General features: G+C 50.4%; 15 protein-coding genes. 4 read left to right on the top strand and 11 right to left on the bottom strand.

Annotated elements, in window-relative coordinates; all coding sequences use genetic code 11:
- The first annotated feature begins 49 nt into the window (after positions 1 to 49).
- Positions 50 to 1,633, top strand: a complete 1,584-nt coding sequence (locus BQ5383_RS14325; RefSeq protein ID WP_071433048.1) for a GGDEF domain-containing protein — start codon at positions 50 to 52, stop codon at positions 1,631 to 1,633.
- Positions 1,634 to 2,056: 423 nt separating this feature from the next.
- Here the strand turns inward: BQ5383_RS14325 and BQ5383_RS14320 are convergent, their stop codons facing one another.
- From BQ5383_RS14320 to BQ5383_RS14305, 4 genes are all read right to left on the bottom strand, one after another.
- Positions 2,057 to 2,743 carry an SAM-dependent methyltransferase gene (locus BQ5383_RS14320; RefSeq protein ID WP_071433046.1) on the bottom strand — a complete coding sequence of 229 codons (687 nt, stop codon included), beginning with the start codon at positions 2,741 to 2,743 and terminating at the stop codon, positions 2,057 to 2,059.
- Positions 2,744 to 2,757: 14 nt separating this feature from the next.
- Positions 2,758 to 3,822, bottom strand: coding sequence for a ribosome small subunit-dependent GTPase A (gene rsgA, locus BQ5383_RS14315; RefSeq protein ID WP_476726764.1), 1,065 nt, complete (start codon positions 3,820 to 3,822; stop codon positions 2,758 to 2,760).
- Positions 3,823 to 4,320: 498 nt separating this feature from the next.
- The gene (locus tag BQ5383_RS14310; protein WP_071433042.1) at positions 4,321 to 4,848 is read right to left on the bottom strand and encodes a hypothetical protein; all 528 of its coding nucleotides are present in this window, start codon (positions 4,846 to 4,848) and stop codon (positions 4,321 to 4,323) included.
- A 43-nt stretch (positions 4,849 to 4,891) separates the two neighbouring features.
- Positions 4,892 to 5,143 carry a TIGR03905 family TSCPD domain-containing protein gene (locus tag BQ5383_RS14305; protein ID WP_071433040.1) on the bottom strand — a complete coding sequence of 84 codons (252 nt, stop codon included), beginning with the start codon at positions 5,141 to 5,143 and terminating at the stop codon, positions 4,892 to 4,894.
- 305 nt (positions 5,144 to 5,448) lie between these two features.
- Between BQ5383_RS14305 and BQ5383_RS14300 the strand changes: the two genes are divergently transcribed.
- The 3 genes from BQ5383_RS14300 (at position 5,449) to BQ5383_RS14290 (ending at position 8,265) form a co-directional block, all read left to right on the top strand.
- Positions 5,449 to 6,450, top strand: a complete 1,002-nt coding sequence (locus tag BQ5383_RS14300) for a DnaD domain protein (protein WP_071433038.1) — start codon at positions 5,449 to 5,451, stop codon at positions 6,448 to 6,450.
- Between the two features lie 40 nt (positions 6,451 to 6,490).
- A complete protein-coding gene (locus BQ5383_RS14295) occupies positions 6,491 to 7,474 on the top strand; it encodes an ATP-binding protein (protein WP_071433036.1) in 984 nt (327 codons plus the stop codon).
- Positions 7,475 to 7,599: 125 nt separating this feature from the next.
- Positions 7,600 to 8,265, top strand: a complete 666-nt coding sequence (locus tag BQ5383_RS14290) for a DUF6512 family protein (RefSeq protein ID WP_338061421.1) — start codon at positions 7,600 to 7,602, stop codon at positions 8,263 to 8,265.
- A 242-nt stretch (positions 8,266 to 8,507) separates the two neighbouring features.
- Here BQ5383_RS14290 and BQ5383_RS14285 read toward each other — a convergent pair whose 3' ends face one another.
- The 7 genes from BQ5383_RS14285 to BQ5383_RS14255 all read right to left on the bottom strand — a co-directional run bounded on the left by BQ5383_RS14285 (position 8,508) and on the right by BQ5383_RS14255 (position 14,956).
- Complete coding sequence (locus BQ5383_RS14285; protein ID WP_083389991.1) at positions 8,508 to 9,068, bottom strand: peptidylprolyl isomerase; 561 nt, start codon at positions 9,066 to 9,068, stop codon at positions 8,508 to 8,510.
- A gap of 28 nt (positions 9,069 to 9,096) precedes the next feature.
- Positions 9,097 to 9,927, bottom strand: a complete 831-nt coding sequence (locus BQ5383_RS14280; RefSeq protein ID WP_235821992.1) for an ABC transporter permease — start codon at positions 9,925 to 9,927, stop codon at positions 9,097 to 9,099.
- A gap of 16 nt (positions 9,928 to 9,943) precedes the next feature.
- On the bottom strand, positions 9,944 to 10,909 hold the full coding sequence (locus BQ5383_RS14275) for an ABC transporter permease (protein WP_071433030.1): 966 nt from the start codon (positions 10,907 to 10,909) through the stop codon (positions 9,944 to 9,946).
- Between the two features lie 110 nt (positions 10,910 to 11,019).
- The gene (locus BQ5383_RS14270) at positions 11,020 to 12,558 is read right to left on the bottom strand and encodes an ABC transporter substrate-binding protein (RefSeq protein WP_235821991.1); all 1,539 of its coding nucleotides are present in this window, start codon (positions 12,556 to 12,558) and stop codon (positions 11,020 to 11,022) included.
- A gap of 54 nt (positions 12,559 to 12,612) precedes the next feature.
- The gene (locus BQ5383_RS14265; protein ID WP_071433026.1) at positions 12,613 to 13,563 is read right to left on the bottom strand and encodes an ABC transporter ATP-binding protein; all 951 of its coding nucleotides are present in this window, start codon (positions 13,561 to 13,563) and stop codon (positions 12,613 to 12,615) included.
- Positions 13,564 to 13,577: 14 nt separating this feature from the next.
- The gene (locus tag BQ5383_RS14260) at positions 13,578 to 14,561 is read right to left on the bottom strand and encodes an ABC transporter ATP-binding protein (RefSeq protein WP_235821990.1); all 984 of its coding nucleotides are present in this window, start codon (positions 14,559 to 14,561) and stop codon (positions 13,578 to 13,580) included.
- 35 nt (positions 14,562 to 14,596) lie between these two features.
- On the bottom strand, positions 14,597 to 14,956 hold the full coding sequence (locus BQ5383_RS14255; RefSeq protein WP_139193440.1) for a carboxymuconolactone decarboxylase family protein: 360 nt from the start codon (positions 14,954 to 14,956) through the stop codon (positions 14,597 to 14,599).
- Between the last annotated feature and the right edge of the window lie 11 nt (positions 14,957 to 14,967).

Genomic DNA, 14,967 nt, shown 5'->3' with positions numbered 1-14,967 from the left:
TTTGAGTTCATCATACAATAGTTATGTTCTCAAAGCCAGGAGGTTGTTTATGTCCAAAATACGCCATAATTCCTTTCCGACATCCTGTTTTCTGGGTATTTTGGCCCTGGCAGGCTTTTTTGTCGTTGCCTTTCTCGCCTTGCGGTCTCCCTTGTCCTGCCAACCCAAACTGCATCAGCAGCTGATACAGATTGAACCGGCTGGCCCTACTGAGGACGGAGCCGATATCATTTATCAGAAGATACTGCCGGATTATCGCTGGAGCCAGCCCGTCTGCGCTGTCACCGCCAAGCGGACCCCTTATTTCGTGTATCTGGACGGAATGCTGCTCCATAAATACACCCCCGGTCCATTCGATCATGGCGGGATGATACACTGGATTCCACTGCCCGAAACGGAACTGGCAGGACACACTCTCACCGTGTCCGCTCCTTCGGGAGAACTGACGGTTCTGGCAGGCGATTACGGCGATCTGACCCTTTACTACCTCAACGCCAATGCTGCTGCCCTGATATTTTCAGGATTATTTCTGCTCCTTGGCATTCTCATTGGACTGCTGTCTATGGGAGCCAGAACGGCCATTGGAGTCAAGCGGCTGCAGACACTGCGGTATCTCAGTGGGCTGGTGCTGCTGGTAAGTTTGTGGATATCCATGGATTCGGCAGCGCTTCAAATGGTCCACATCAGCGGCGCAATCATGTATGTATTGGCGATGTACGCTTTTATGACCATGCCGATTTTTATGATTCAGTTCTATCGCAGCATGATGGATCAGGACAGCCGCCTGCTGTGCCTGATCTACCGGCTCCACCTGCTGAATCTCTGTATCTGCGGTCTGCTGCAGATCCTGGGTGTGGCCCAGCTCCATCAGATGCTGCCCCTGACCCATGTACTGATGATCGTAACGCTGTTGTCTCTGCTGCGCCTTCTGGTAACCTGGCTCCATTCCGCATTTTACCGTCAGGCACGGCTGATGCTCAGCGGGTTTGGCGCCCTCGGTTTCTGCTGCGCAATGGGATTTCTGGACTATTATTTGTGGGGAAAGAGATCGTATCTCATTTATTTCAGCATCGGCATACTGCTGCTTGTAGTGTCGCTGCTGGCAGTATCCATTGACTATGTATACCAGGAAATGATCAAGTCCTCCCAGATGAGCTACTATCAGAAGATGGCCAACACAGATCTGATGACGCAGCTGGACAGCCGCACAGCATTTGAAGAGCGGGTTCGCCTCTCCCCCATTCTGAAAGGCCTCTGCGCCTGTATCGTTGTGGACATCAACAATCTGAAGCAGGCAAACGATACCATGGGACATTCGGCCGGCGATGAGCTGATTTGCACAGCCGCTGAGTGTATTCTGTCGGTTTTTAACTCCCTGGGCTGCTGCTATCGTATGGGCGGCGATGAATTCGCGGTACTGCTGCAAAACATCACCGAGTCCCAGGTCAGCAGAGCCCTGTCGGAACTGGAACTGTGCATCAGCCGCAGGAATCTGACGCGTTCCTTCCCGCTGTCGCTGGCCGTGGGGCACGCCATGGGGCAGGATGCTTCTATTGAGCAGATGTTTCGTGAGGCTGATGCCAAAATGTACCAGAATAAGAGTGAGATGAAATACCGTGCCATCGAACTATGAAAACAAAACAATGTATGATTGTTCCCCGTCTGTGGGGAATATGCTGGGGAAAAATCAGGCGATTGTGTCCTGAGCCTTGCCAAAAGGAACTGTTTCAAATGAATTTTTAACCTGCCGTTTTGATTATTTCTCACGCTTTTCAGCGTTCCCTTGTTTTCTCCACACTTTGGGGCTGTATTCTTGCATTCAATGCTCCGATGGGAGATCACCCCATATCCCCGTCATATTCCGATAAATCCTCTCACGTTTTTCATTTCCATGGTATTTTATTATGCAAATCGTAATGAAGCTGCTGATCATTTGCTGCCGCCTGCGCAAAATCAGTGATCGACTGGAGCGGCAATATGATTTCCTGCAAATTGGAACATAAAAAGGGCGGCCCTGCGTAATATGCAAGGCTGCCCTTATCATCAATCTATAGTTTTAGCGAATGCTGCCTGTCAGCTTAATCAGATTCATAAACCGACCATGGTCCGTTTCCATCATCAACCTGTCTTCGACTGCATACGGGTTATCACAAGAAAGCCAGTCATTCCACGCTCTGTCAAAGCAGTCCATCTCAGCGATCCGGAAATCCTTCAGATATGGTTCAAATTTGGGTTTCCACCAATCCATGGAGTGCCACATTTCCAATGCTTCCGCTTCCCAAAGCGGCTTCATCTCTTCCGGAATATGATCATGCACTTCATATTTCATACCCGGAAAAGCAATGGCAACAACGGCGGCATCTTTTTTCAGAATTGGTTTGAGGACCTTTTCAAAATAGGTGTCATTATTGCCGAAATAATGGTAGGAATCCACGCTGATGACCGCATCAAAAAAGCCTTCCGCAAAAGGAAGCTGCAAGGCGTCAAACTGCAAGGGAACGATCAAATCAGAAACTCCGGCCTGCTTGAATCGTTTATAATTCTCTGTGGCATCTGTCCATAAATCCAGCGCAAAAACCTCAACGCCAAATTTTTCTGCCAAAAATACAGAAGTCAAGCCCCGGCCGCATCCCAGATCCAAAACCCGCATTCCTTTTTTCAAAGGTAGATTTGCAGTCAATTCTTCTGCCAGCAGCCACGCGTTAGGACCCATCATATTTTCATTCAAAAATATAATATCCATGGTTGCGTATCTCCTTATTTCCGCTTCCGCTGTTCTTTTGCAAACCGTCTGGCATTTTTCATGCCGCCGATCTCTTTGAACATACGCTCACACTTTTTGACTTCAATCTCCTTGCTGCTCAATCCATCATAACTGGTTTCATGTTCCAGTTTGTGATAGCTCGCCAGGCGGCGGCTATCCAATTCACCGGATTTCACAGCCTCCAGAACAGCACATCCGGGCTCATTGGTGTGTGTGCAGTCACGAAAGCGGCAGTGTTGTGCCAATTCCTCGATGTCCGCAAATGTTTTGGAAAGATCAGCACTTTCCGCGCCCATCTCTCTCATGCCGGGGGTGTCTATTACTACACCACCCAGCGGACAGGGGAACATTTCACGGCCTGTTGTGGTGTGGCGGCCTTTGTCGCCTCTGCCGATCTCCTGTGTTGCGATGACCGGAGCACCCAGCAGTTTATTGATCAAGGTGGATTTTCCCACACCCGATGAGCCGATAAAGGCACAAGTCTGATTTTTTTGGAAATAAGGCAGAAACTTCTCACAAATATCCGTATCAAACATGGAAAGGGTGATCACATCGGAAAAGCAGGAAATTTTTTCAACCTGCTCAATTGCCCCAGATAAATCTTGGCACAGATCCGATTTTGTCAGAACAATGACCGGTACGGCGCCGCTGTCCCAGGCAATGGAAAGATATCGTTCCATGCGATTGAGGCTGAAATTCTGATTGAGGGACATACACAAAAATACGATGTCCACATTGGATGCCACCGGCTGCACCTGTCCCGACAAGCCCACTGCCTTTCGGATAAACAGGCTCTTTCTGGTGAGCACCTGATGAATGACGGCAAGTTCAGCCTGCACATCCACCATCACATAGTCACCGACAGTGGGATATTGGGCAAGCTCCTCTGTGCCGTACCGAAGTTTTCCTGAAATCTCCGCCAGCATTTCGGTCTGCTGGGTGATAATCTTATATTTTCCACGATACTGCGCAATCACTCTTGCCAGCTGATGCTCTGGATATAAAGCTGCTTCTGTTAAAAAACGCGCTGAAACGCCATAATGATTCAATTGATTCAACTTGATAACCTCCATTTTATATTCCCGAAGGAAGGAGGTCTGCGACCATTATTTCGTCATACCTCCTTCCATCATTACAATCTCCTTTTTATTTGTGTTCGTCACAGAAACACGCTCCTTTCGTTTGTAATTGTTTTATTATATCATTTGTTGTGAGTGATAGGAATAGAGAACTTGTAATGAAAGCCACCTGTCAAACTGGTAGTTTATGTCATGCCTAAAAGGACTTGTTACCGGTATGCGTTTTAAGGTGCGCTGCATTTCGCTCTCCTTGCATCACTAGTCCTGCCTCCATGAACAAGCAGTCGCTGTTCTGAGGAAGTTTTTTCATGGATGGTAATCAACCGTTTACAGCCTGTTTCGCTGGGTATTTGAAGCTAAATTTTTTTACAGAATACCCCTACCGGTAAAGCCGATGATTTCCATTGACAAAAAAAACAGATGGACAGAATCCTGCTCTGTCCATCTGTACAATTTGTTTGATGCTCACGTCAGCTGTCACACGAAATGGTAACTATGCACCATGTCCCGGAACAGCTTTCTATACTCCGCTGTCAGACGGTTGCCGCTGTCGATCAGCTGCTGGTCGTTATCCGCTTCGCACAGTTCCGCTAAGGTTCTGCCCCAGCCATCCTCCGGATGTTCCCGCTCATTAAGGATATACATGGTGTAGGCGGTGGAATCCACAATAATTTTATGGATCTCCGGGCTGCGCCGCTCCACCGTGGAGCGAAACACCGCCTGAGCTGACTTTTGCAGCATCTGGTTGGGAATATCTTCCAGTGCGTCCAGGGCCAAAAAAGAAATCAGCACCAGTTTTTGCTTTCCGTAAGGTTCACCGCAAAAACGGGGAGCGTCTCCCAGCAGCGTGCTGGCCAGCAACTCTCCCAACTGTTTTGTCTTGTCCAGGTTTCCGTTCCTTTTATGTTGCAGAAATTCGGCGGCGGAACGTTCTCCTTCACTGACAGGAGAAACCTCCTCCTCGTCTCCCAGATAAATCTTGATGTCCTCGTCAGCAGAAAACATGATTCGCTCCCTCTCCTCTTCGGCCTGCCTGCCGCCGGAAATTTTATTCCTGAGCCAATGCCTCCTCCAGAGCATGTGCCAGTTGATCTGGACAGGATGTAGACTTGAATCCACAACGGATGCCCTTTAAACGGCTGATGGCCTCTTTTGCATCCATTCCCTTAACCAGCGCGGCCACTCCCTGGGTGTTGCCATTGCATCCACCGGTAAAGCGTACCGACTGAATCTGACCATGATCCAACTCCAGCTGAATCAGCTGGGAACATACCCCTCTGGGCTTGTAAGTAAAAGTCATAATGTTCTGGTTCTCCCCTAAATTTGCAATGATTTTTCTTTATTATACACCACATCCGCATTCCAGGCAACTAGCCTGTCCATTAAAATAAAGGATTCCCGAAATTTTTACGGTGCAGAAACCTGGTTTGCCAAATCCCTTGGCGCCGCGTGGTCTGATACCCTTTCTTCCTGTGGAACGCCGGCAACGGCATACTCCTCTGACAGGAGATTTTCTGTACCGCTTTCTCCCCCTTATGGTCAAAAGCCCTTGTTTGTGCTATACTGTGCTGGTAAGAATCTTGGGTCCATCGGAGGGAATTTTTTGTGGAATATCAAATTGATTTCGGCATCTGGGGCAGCATTTTTCCGGTACCTACAGCTGTAGCGGACAGGCATCTGAAATTTTGCAGTGAGCAGCAGCTGAAGGTGCTGCTTTTAGCCCTTCGGGACGCTCCTCATCCGGTGGATGTGCAGTATATCGCAAAACGCTTGGGACTGTCTCCCTCTCAGGTATCCGACTGTTTGGATTACTGGCAGCAGGCGGGACTGTTTTCCACCTCCGCTTCCTCTCAGGATACTCCTTCACCCGCTGTCCGGCAGCCAGCACCGTCCTCTCCATCCTCTGCAACCGTTTCGGAAACGGTCTCCAATGGGGAGCAGAAGATCACCACTGTTCGGGTACGCAGCAAAATGACCCCCTCTCAGATCAGCGAAATGTGCAAAAACGATTCTTCCATTCCCTGGCTGCTGGAGGAATTGCAGCAGCGGCTGGCTCGTCCCCTGTCCCCCGCTGAAACAGAGACGGTGGCCTATCTGTACAGCTACTTTCATCTGACGCCAGATTACATTCTGATGGCGGTGGAATATTGCAAATGTATTGGAAAAACCAGTATGCGCTACATTGAGCGCCTCATCACCGGCTGGGTGGACCAGGGCATTGATACCCATGATAAAGCGGAGGCACATATTCTGGAGCTTTCCCATCGTGCCTCAAACGAAGGACTGATCAAATCCCTCTTCGGGATCCAGGACCGGGAGCTGTCCAAAAAGGAAAAGGATTTTATCCAGTGTTGGTTCCAGGATTACGGCTTTGACGCAGAGCTGATCAAACTGGCCTATGACCGCACGGTGGACAACACAGGCAAAATTTCTTTTCCTTATCTCAACAAAATCCTCACCCAATGGCACCAGCAGGGGATCCGCACACGGGAACAGGCCCTGGCCGAGATGGGCAGCCGTACCTCCCCCGTTTCCCCTGGGGATGACGTTCCATCTTACGATCTGGATGCCATTGAAAAAATCATGGAACGCAACTCAAACCAATAACGCTTCAGGCTGATATAAAGTTTGATAAGGAGGAATCCTCATGGCTCTGAGAGATCCGGCAGAAGCTGCCCGGGAACAGCTGGCCGCCAGCCGGCAGCGCGCACTGGAGCAGGCACAGCAGCGCAGAAATGAAGTCTATTCCCAGCAGCCTCAGTTATATCAAATCGACCGTGAAATTGCCCGCCGGGGAATGGAAATCGCTTCCTCCGCCATGGCCTCCGATGCCCAGGAGCAAATTGAACGTTTGCAACAGGAAATCACCGGATTGCAGCAAGAAAAGCTTCACATCCTGGCCCAGCTGGGGCTGCCGGAAAATTATCTGGAACCGCCTTTCTCCTGCCCCATTTGCCAGGATACCGGTTTTGCCCGGGGGCATCGCTGCCAATGCTGGCAAAAGCTGTATCGCCGTCAGGCGGGAAAAAATCTTCCCGGAGGCGGCCAGATCTATCAGTTTGATAATTTTCAGCTGGATTATTATCCCCAAAGTGATGACAAAGGCGGCAATCCCCGGCGTACCATGGAACATATCCTGATGAAATGTATGGAATACGCTGAGATGGTAGGCCGTGGAGAGGACCCCGGAAGCCTGCTGTTTTGCGGAAAAACAGGCTTGGGCAAAACGCATCTGGCCCTTGCCATCGCGGGACGTGTGGCGGAGCGGGGGCTGCTTGCGGCGTATACTTCCGCCCAAAGCGCAGTAGATCATTATGAGCGGACCCGCTTCAACCGCAGTCCTTCCCGGGAGGATTGGGATTTTCTGTCGGCTGTGGAGAAGGCTGATCTGCTGGTTATTGACGATCTGGGGTCTGAGTTCAACACCGCTTTTACCCAATCTGTGCTGTACAACATCATCAACGACCGGATGATGAATGGGGCGGCTACCATTATCACCACCAATTTGGAGCCCGCAAAATTAACTTCTCAGTATGAACAGCGGATTGCGTCCCGTATTCTCTGCGGCTATACCAGCCTGGTTTTCGCAGGGCGGGATATCCGAATGATGAAGCGGATGGAAGGAAAGTAAATTTTCCAGGTTTTCTTCCGGCATCCGCTGGTGAAAACAAATCAGACATTGGCAGGTCCCGCTTTCTTTACCGAAAGCAGGGCCTGCTGTTTTTACGCAGAAACTCTTCTTTTTCCGCTGTTTGAATGGCACTGCGGATTGTCTGCGCCCACGGATATGGGGCTTTCTTGTTTTCCTTCTCAATGGCATACACAGAATCTTTTCTCCATAAACTAGAGAAAAATGAGAGGAGGGACACCATGGATCGATGCAGTACATCGCAGGCAAAAAAATGGATTCTCACAGGGATTCCCATTTTATTTCTGACAGGCCCACTTTTGCATTTCGCATATGAACTCTCCGGAAAAAATATTTTGATCGCACTGATCGCTCCTGTGAATGAGAGTGTATGGGAACACAGCAAAATGGTTCTCTGGCCGGTGATCCTCTGGTGGGGAGCCTACTGCTGTAAATGCAATTTATTCGGGGCCATCCGTGGCCGATGGCTGACCGGTACAGGCATCGCTTTGCTCACCGCTCTGTCCGTCATGCCGATGCTCTATTATTTTTACACGGAGGCTTTCGGAGTAGAGCTGCTTTGGGCAGACATTTTGATTCTGTTTCTCTCTGTCCTTACAGGGCAGCTGGCAGGATTGCATTTTTATGATCACAGCAGCGGGGATTGCGGTAAAGCCGCTGTCCTCTTTATCATGATAACGGTCCTTCTTTTTGTTTTTTTCACTTTCCGTCCTTCTCACCTGCCTTGGTTCCAGGATGGAAGCACCGGTGTTTTCGGCATCGGTCTTCAGTGATCATCGCTGCCGTTATCTCATCAAGCTGACAGAACAACTCCCTCAAAGGGGAATATCCTGCCGCCCTCTCTCCTTCAAGCTGCCTTCCAAAATCTATTCTGTCCCCCTGGCAATCCATTTTTATTTGCCTTCTGAACTTTTAAGAAAGCCGAAAGCGGAAGATCCATCAGGATCTTCCGCTTTCCATGTAAAAGCAATTATTCTCATTTCCACCTGTGCCAACGGCCACACATCAGGCAAAATCAGTATGCCCGGCGCAGAATCACAGGCTGAGGATATTCCACCCCAAAGGTCTCCACCGTAACGGTTTCCATAATTTCCGGCGTTATCGGGCGATTGATCACAGCACCCAGATCTGTATCCACCGGTTCGATAGGAACCGATTCCAGCCGTTTGATCTCATCCCAGCCTGATACCACCTCACCAATGGCGGTAAAATGTCCCGTCAAGCGAGGATGATCTCCCAGGGTGATGAAAAAACAGCTGCCGGAGGAAAAAGTCGCTCCGTCTCCAGCCATGGCAACAACACCTGTCACAACCGGCGGATTGCCCTTGAAGCCATTTGCCTCGAACTCTCCATCAATGAAGTAATCCAGGTCCGGCCGTCCTTCATCCAGATAACGGGGCTGAATGACAAATCCCGGAACGATCCGGTCAATCGTCATCCCATCGTATGCCCCTGCCGCCGCCAATGAAATGACACTGTTGCAGGCATTGGGGGCCCACTGGGGATGAAGCTGGAAGGCAAAGCTCCCGCCAGACGCCATATGTACTGTAATAATGGGGTCTTTCTGATTTTCCACTGCTTCTCCTCCTGTCTGGTGCCGCAGCTTAGTTTTTCAGTCTGGGGTCCAAAGCGTCCCGCAGGCCATCGCCGATAAGGTTCAGCGAAAGAGCTGTCAGTGCGATCATCAGTCCTGGGAAAAGCATGATGTACTGGGAATAACGCATATATTCCCGGCCCTCAGAAAGCATGGAGCCCAGTTCCGGAGCAGGAGGCTGGATGCCCAGTCCCAGATAGCTCAGCGCGGCAATGGACAAAATGATCTGAGCAACCGCCATGGTAGCCTGGATGATAACCAAGCCCATGGTATTGGGAAGAATCTGCGACACGATAACGGAAATATCGGAAGAACCATAAGCTCTGGCTGCTTCCACATACTCCTGTCCCACCACATTGAGGATCGCGGAGCGTGTCACTCTGGTAAACTGAGGAATCTGAGCAATGATAATGGCAAGAATCAGATTTTCCTTACCAGGCCCCAGAGAGGCGGAAACCGCGATTGCCAGCAGAATGACCGGTATTCCCATAAACATATCCAGAACACGCATGATGATGCTGTCCAGGATTCCTCCGTAAAAAGCCGCCACCGCACCGATGATGATGGAGATACCCAATGCGCAGACTGTGGCGGTCAGCGCCATCTCCAGGGAGTTTCTGGTACCATACAGAACCCGGGCAAAAGTGTCGCGGCCATATCCATCTGTACCAAAGATATGCTCTATGGAGGGAGGTGCAAGGCGGTCGGCGCTGTGACCAATGGCGTCTACTTCATAGTCCACAAACAGATTTGCGAACACAGCGAAGAAGAAAATGATCAGAAACAGCACCAAGCCGATCAGCGCCGCCTTGTTTTTGGAGAAGCGTCTGCAAAACTCCAAAAATTGACTTTTTTTCTTAGGCTTTTTTATTGCTTCCAACTACTTTCACCCGACTTTTTATAATTTTGGATTTCAGACGGGGATCGACATACGCGTACAGCACATCGACCACCAACATGATGACAACATAAATGAAGGCCAGAAACAGTATGGAAGCTGTTGTCTGCGGAATATCCTTCTGTCGGATTGAATTAACGGTAAGCATACCCACGCCGGGAATACCGAAAATAGATTCGATCAGTACCGCGCCGCCCAGCTGATAACCGAAATTGATACCAATAACAGTAATAACGGGCAGCAAGGCGTTGCGGAATGCGTGCTTCCAGATGACCACCCGTTCCGGCAGACCTTTTGCCCGGGCGGTGCGTACATAATCCTGACGGATCGTCTCCAGCATGGAGGAGCGGGTCAGACGGATAATGTTGGCGGCACAGGGCAGGCACAGGGTAAATACCGGCATGATATAGCTTTGCCAGGTCTCCAATCCGGTGGAAGGCAAAATATGCAGCTGCACCGAAAAGATCAGAATTCCCATCAGGGCCAGCCAGAACTGGGGTACCGATGTCATAAACATGGATATGACCGTGCTGACCACATCAAAAATGGAATACTGTTTGATCGCTGACAGCATTCCAATGGGAATACCGATGACCACCGCCAGCACAATGGCCGAAATCGCCAGCTTGATCGTGGTGGGGAAACGAGAGAAAATCTCGTCAAAAACCGGCTCGCCGCTCCGGTAGGAATCACCGAAGTCTCCCTGCACAGCATTGATCACATAATCGCAATAACGCTCCAGAAAAGGATCGTAATATCCCAGCTCTTCATTCAGCTTTTGGATGTCTTCCTTGGTTGCGCCATTGCCCAGAATCGCTGTGGCCGGATCACCGGGAGTAAAGGACATGATGGTAAAAACAATAAATGAAACGCCGATTAATACAGGAATCAACAATAGAATCCTTTTTATGATGTACTTGAGCATTTTATCTTCCTTTCAGCGGGCCGGCAGCCGTCAGAAGACTGTCGGCCCGCTCCATGGATCTACGCACTGTTCTCAGCAAATCACCGTATTCAAATCAGGCTCGTTCCAGATCAGGCGGTCCACTCCAGATCGGCGACCTTGGCGAAGCCCAGAGGATAAGTCCGATTGACCTTCAGGTTGGCATTGTACACGCAGGGGCTCACCTTGAAGTAGACGGGGATCAGGATGGCGTCTTCATACAGAACCTTCTCGATCACTTCATAGTTCTTGGCTCTCTCTGCCTCGTCCAGAATCGCGGTACCCTTGTCGAAAGCAGCGTCCACTTCAGCGTTGTTCAGACGGGAGAAGTTGTAGCCGCCGATGGCGGAGGAATGCAGAGCGTTCTTCCACAGGTCCACATCCAGATCGAAGGACATACCGGTGAAGGTGATGTCATAATTGCCGTTCATCATATCGGAAACCCAGGTGTTGGTCTCCAGCTGCTCCACTTCCATGTTGATGCCGACAGCTTTGTACTGCTCCTGGAGCACTACGCCGATCTTCTTGTACTCATCGCTGCCTGCCACATAGGTGATGGTCTCTCCGTTATAGTTGGACTTGGCCAGATATTCCTTCGCTTTTTCCACATCATAGGGCTTGCAGCGATATACATCGGAGTCACCAGCCCATTCCTCAGTCCACAGGACATCGGTGGATTCCGCCATACCGTCCATAGCCACATCGATGATTTCCTGTCTGTTGGTGGCATAAGCCAGAGCAAGACGGAAGTTTACATCGTCAAAAGGAGCCTTTTCAATGTTGTAAGCAATGTAGCAGCTGCCGATGGTAGGAATCAGCTGGATTCCCAGGTCCTTGTTCTCCTCGACGGAGGAAACAGCGATGGAGGGGATAGAATAGGTCATATCAACGTCGCCGGACTCAACGGCCATCAGAGAAGCGTTGGTATCGGTCAGAACGGTAAAGGTGACATCCTTGATGGGAGCGGAACCGCCGTGCCACTCATCGAAACGGGTCAGCTTCACATCTTGGCCGGTAGCGTACTCCACAAACTTGTAGGGGCCAGTACCAACAGGATTGTAGTTGACATTCTCGCTCTCAGTGGTAGCCTTTTCGTTCATGATCGGAACAAAGCTGGCCACAGACATCAGGAAAGGAACATAGGGTTCGGTGAGCTTGAATACCACAGTATAGTCGTCAGTGGCGGTAACGGTATCAATGCAGGCAGTATAGCTTGCCAGGTTGGTGGAAGTCTTTGCTCTCTCCATGGAAAATACCACGTCGGAAGCTTTCAGCTCCTCGCCATTATGGAACTTGACGCCCTTTTTCAGATTGAAGGTGTACTCAGTACCATCCTCGGACATGGAATAATCGTCCACCAGCACCTTTTCATATTCACCCTCATACTGGTTGAGCAGGCAGTCAAATACGTTCTGATAAACCACTTTATCGATGGTCATACCGCTGTTGTGGGGGTCCAGGGTCTTGATATCCTGGTAAATAGCAATGGTAATGCTGTCTGTGGCAGCACCGCCGGCCATACCGCCGCCGCTTTCCTCAGTGCCGGAAGCGCTGGAGCCTCCACCGGAGCAGCCGCTGAAGATGGATACCACTAAGGCAACGGCCAGCAGCAAACTAAGAAACTTTCTCATGACTGATAACCTCCATACAATCATCTTTCAGTTGATACTGTAACGGACATCCGATTAAAACAACACGCACTTTACGAAATGATTGGGTTCCACTTCCTTTAATGGAACATCCTGGCAGGTGCATTTCTCCGAGGCGAAGGGACATCTGGGCGCAAAACGGCAGCCAGCGGGCGGATTGATGGGAGAAACCAGTTCTCCCGCAATGGCTCTCTTCTTTCTGGCCCCTTTGCGCAGCACCGGCACGGGAATGGAATCCAGCAGCGCTTTGGTATAGGGATGGAGAGGATTTTTAAAGAGCTCCCGGGAGGAGGTCTTTTCTACACACTGACCCAGATACATCACAGCGATGTCATCTGAAATATGTTTTACCACCGACAGGTTGTGGGTGATAAACATATATGTAAGGCCTCTCTCGTCCTGCAGGTCCATCAGAAGATTGAGGATCTGCGCCTGAATAGACACATCCAGCGCCGAAACCGGTTCGTCACATACAATAAACGAAGGATTAAGAGCCAGCGCTCTGGCAATGCCGATCCGCTGCCGCCGTCCTCCATCCAGCTCATGGGGATAGGAATACGCGTACCGGGGGGCGAGACCAACTGTATCCATCAGCTGAGCTACCGCCTCGTCAATGGCAGCCTTTCCCTTGACCAATCCGTTGACCTTCATGGGATGGGCGATTGCCTGGCTGACGGTCATTCTGGGATTGAGAGAGGCGTAAGGATCCTGGAAAATCAGCTGCATCTCGTGGCGCAGCGCCTTCATCTGTTTGGGGCTGCATCCTGTCACCTGTGTGTCCTTATACAGAACCTCACCCTCGGTTGCCGGGATCAGGTTGAGAATCAGACGTCCCAGAGTGGATTTACCGCATCCCGATTCACCCACAACGCCCAGCGTCTTTCCCTTTTCAATCTGAAAGCTGACTCCGTCGACCGCGTGAAGGTAACCGGAAGGGGTATCAAAGTATTTTTTTAAGTTTTTTACCTGAATCAATGGTTCTTCCATGTTTCTTCCTCCACTTAAAAGTCCAGATGACACTTGATCCGGTGGGTACCGAAGACCTTATCCTCTGGGACCTGGGTACGGCAGATATCCATGCAATGAGGACAGCGGGGATGGAATTTGCAGCCGGCAGGCAGCTGTACAGGATCCGGCATCAGACCGTCAACAGGCTTGAGGCGGTCGCTTTCTTCCTCCAGATTGGGGACCGATTGGAACAGGCCCACTGTGTAAGGATGCCGCTTGTCACTTTCATAAATATCCTCGGCCGTGCCCATTTCCACGATCTCTCCGGCATACATGACCGCAACATAATCGCAGAACTCCGCCACAACGCCCAGATCGTGAGTAATGAAAATGATGGTGGTGTTCAGCTTTTCCTTCAGTTCCTCCATCATGTCCAGAATCTGGGACTGGATCGTCACATCAAGAGCGGTGGTAGGCTCATCGGCCAGCAGCAGCTGCGGGTCGCAGGCCAGCGCGATGGCAATTACGATACGCTGCTTCATGCCGCCGGAAAACTGATGGGGATATTCATGCTTGCGTTCCGCCGGAATACCCACCAGCTTGAGGATCTCATCCACACGGTCCTCCACGCCTTTTTTGTCCAGCTTCATATGCTGTTCCACTACTTCCGCGATCTGATCTCCAACGGTAAGCACTGGATTGAGAGAGGTCATGGGGTCCTGGAAGATCATGGTGATCAAGCTGCCCCGAATCATTCTCATCTCATTTTCAGGGGTGTTGGTCAGATCCTTTCCGTTGAAAAGGATGGAACCGCCGGCAATTTTGCCTGTGACCTTGGGAAGCAGCTTCATAATGCTCAAAGCCAACGTGGTTTTACCCGCGCCGGTTTCTCCCACCAGGCCAAGGGTCTTGCCTTTTTCCAGGGAAAAGCTGATTCCGTTAACCGCATGGACAACCTCGTTATCCGTATGGTATTCCACTACCAGGTCCTGGACTTCCAGAATGTTTTTGTTTTCTTCTACCATGGGTTTATCCATCAAATCACGCCTTAACCTTCATAAATTTGTCTTTATCAGATCGCGTCATTCTCTTCCTTGAGCTTGAGATAATACTCCGCGCAGTCAATCGCCTTGGCGCTGTAGTGGGTGCCGGGACCGCCGCCCATGATCAGCGCAACCTTGCAGGCGTCAGCGATCTCCTCAATGGTAGCGCCATACTTCACAGCCTTTTCCACATGGCCGTAAATGCAGGCGTCACAATGAACGCAAATGCCAATGCCGATGCCAATGAGCTCCTTGGTTTTGCGGTCCAGAGCGCCATCCTTCATGGCTTCCTCATACAACGTGCCCTGAGCGGCGCCCGCCTCTCCGGTCAGCTCATACATCCGCTTATTCTTCAGACGCATTTCTCTTACTTCTTTACGGTAATCCAATTTTGATTCCT

This window comes from Angelakisella massiliensis (genome assembly GCF_900104675.1).
Lineage (GTDB): Bacteria > Bacillota > Clostridia > Oscillospirales > Ruminococcaceae > Angelakisella > Angelakisella massiliensis.
This window is presented reverse-complemented; position numbering and strand designations above follow the sequence as displayed.

Bases quoted from the DNA above. Each gene is read 5' to 3' on its own strand.
- BQ5383_RS14325 (WP_071433048.1), top strand. From the start codon at position 50: ATGTCCAAAATACGCCATAATTCCTTTCCGACATCCTGTTTTCTGGGT.
- BQ5383_RS14320 (WP_071433046.1), bottom strand. From the start codon at position 2,743: ATGGATATTATATTTTTGAATGAAAATATGATGGGTCCTAACGCGTGG.
- BQ5383_RS14310 (WP_071433042.1), bottom strand. From the start codon at position 4,848: ATGTTTTCTGCTGACGAGGACATCAAGATTTATCTGGGAGACGAGGAG.
- BQ5383_RS14305 (WP_071433040.1), bottom strand. From the start codon at position 5,143: ATGACTTTTACTTACAAGCCCAGAGGGGTATGTTCCCAGCTGATTCAG.
- BQ5383_RS14295 (WP_071433036.1), top strand. From the start codon at position 6,491: ATGGCTCTGAGAGATCCGGCAGAAGCTGCCCGGGAACAGCTGGCCGCC.
- BQ5383_RS14290 (WP_338061421.1), top strand. From the start codon at position 7,600: ATGGCACTGCGGATTGTCTGCGCCCACGGATATGGGGCTTTCTTGTTT.
- BQ5383_RS14275 (WP_071433030.1), bottom strand. From the start codon at position 10,909: ATGCTCAAGTACATCATAAAAAGGATTCTATTGTTGATTCCTGTATTA.
- BQ5383_RS14270 (WP_235821991.1), bottom strand. From the start codon at position 12,558: ATGAGAAAGTTTCTTAGTTTGCTGCTGGCCGTTGCCTTAGTGGTATCC.
- BQ5383_RS14265 (WP_071433026.1), bottom strand. From the start codon at position 13,563: ATGGAAGAACCATTGATTCAGGTAAAAAACTTAAAAAAATACTTTGAT.
- BQ5383_RS14260 (WP_235821990.1), bottom strand. From the start codon at position 14,561: ATGGATAAACCCATGGTAGAAGAAAACAAAAACATTCTGGAAGTCCAG.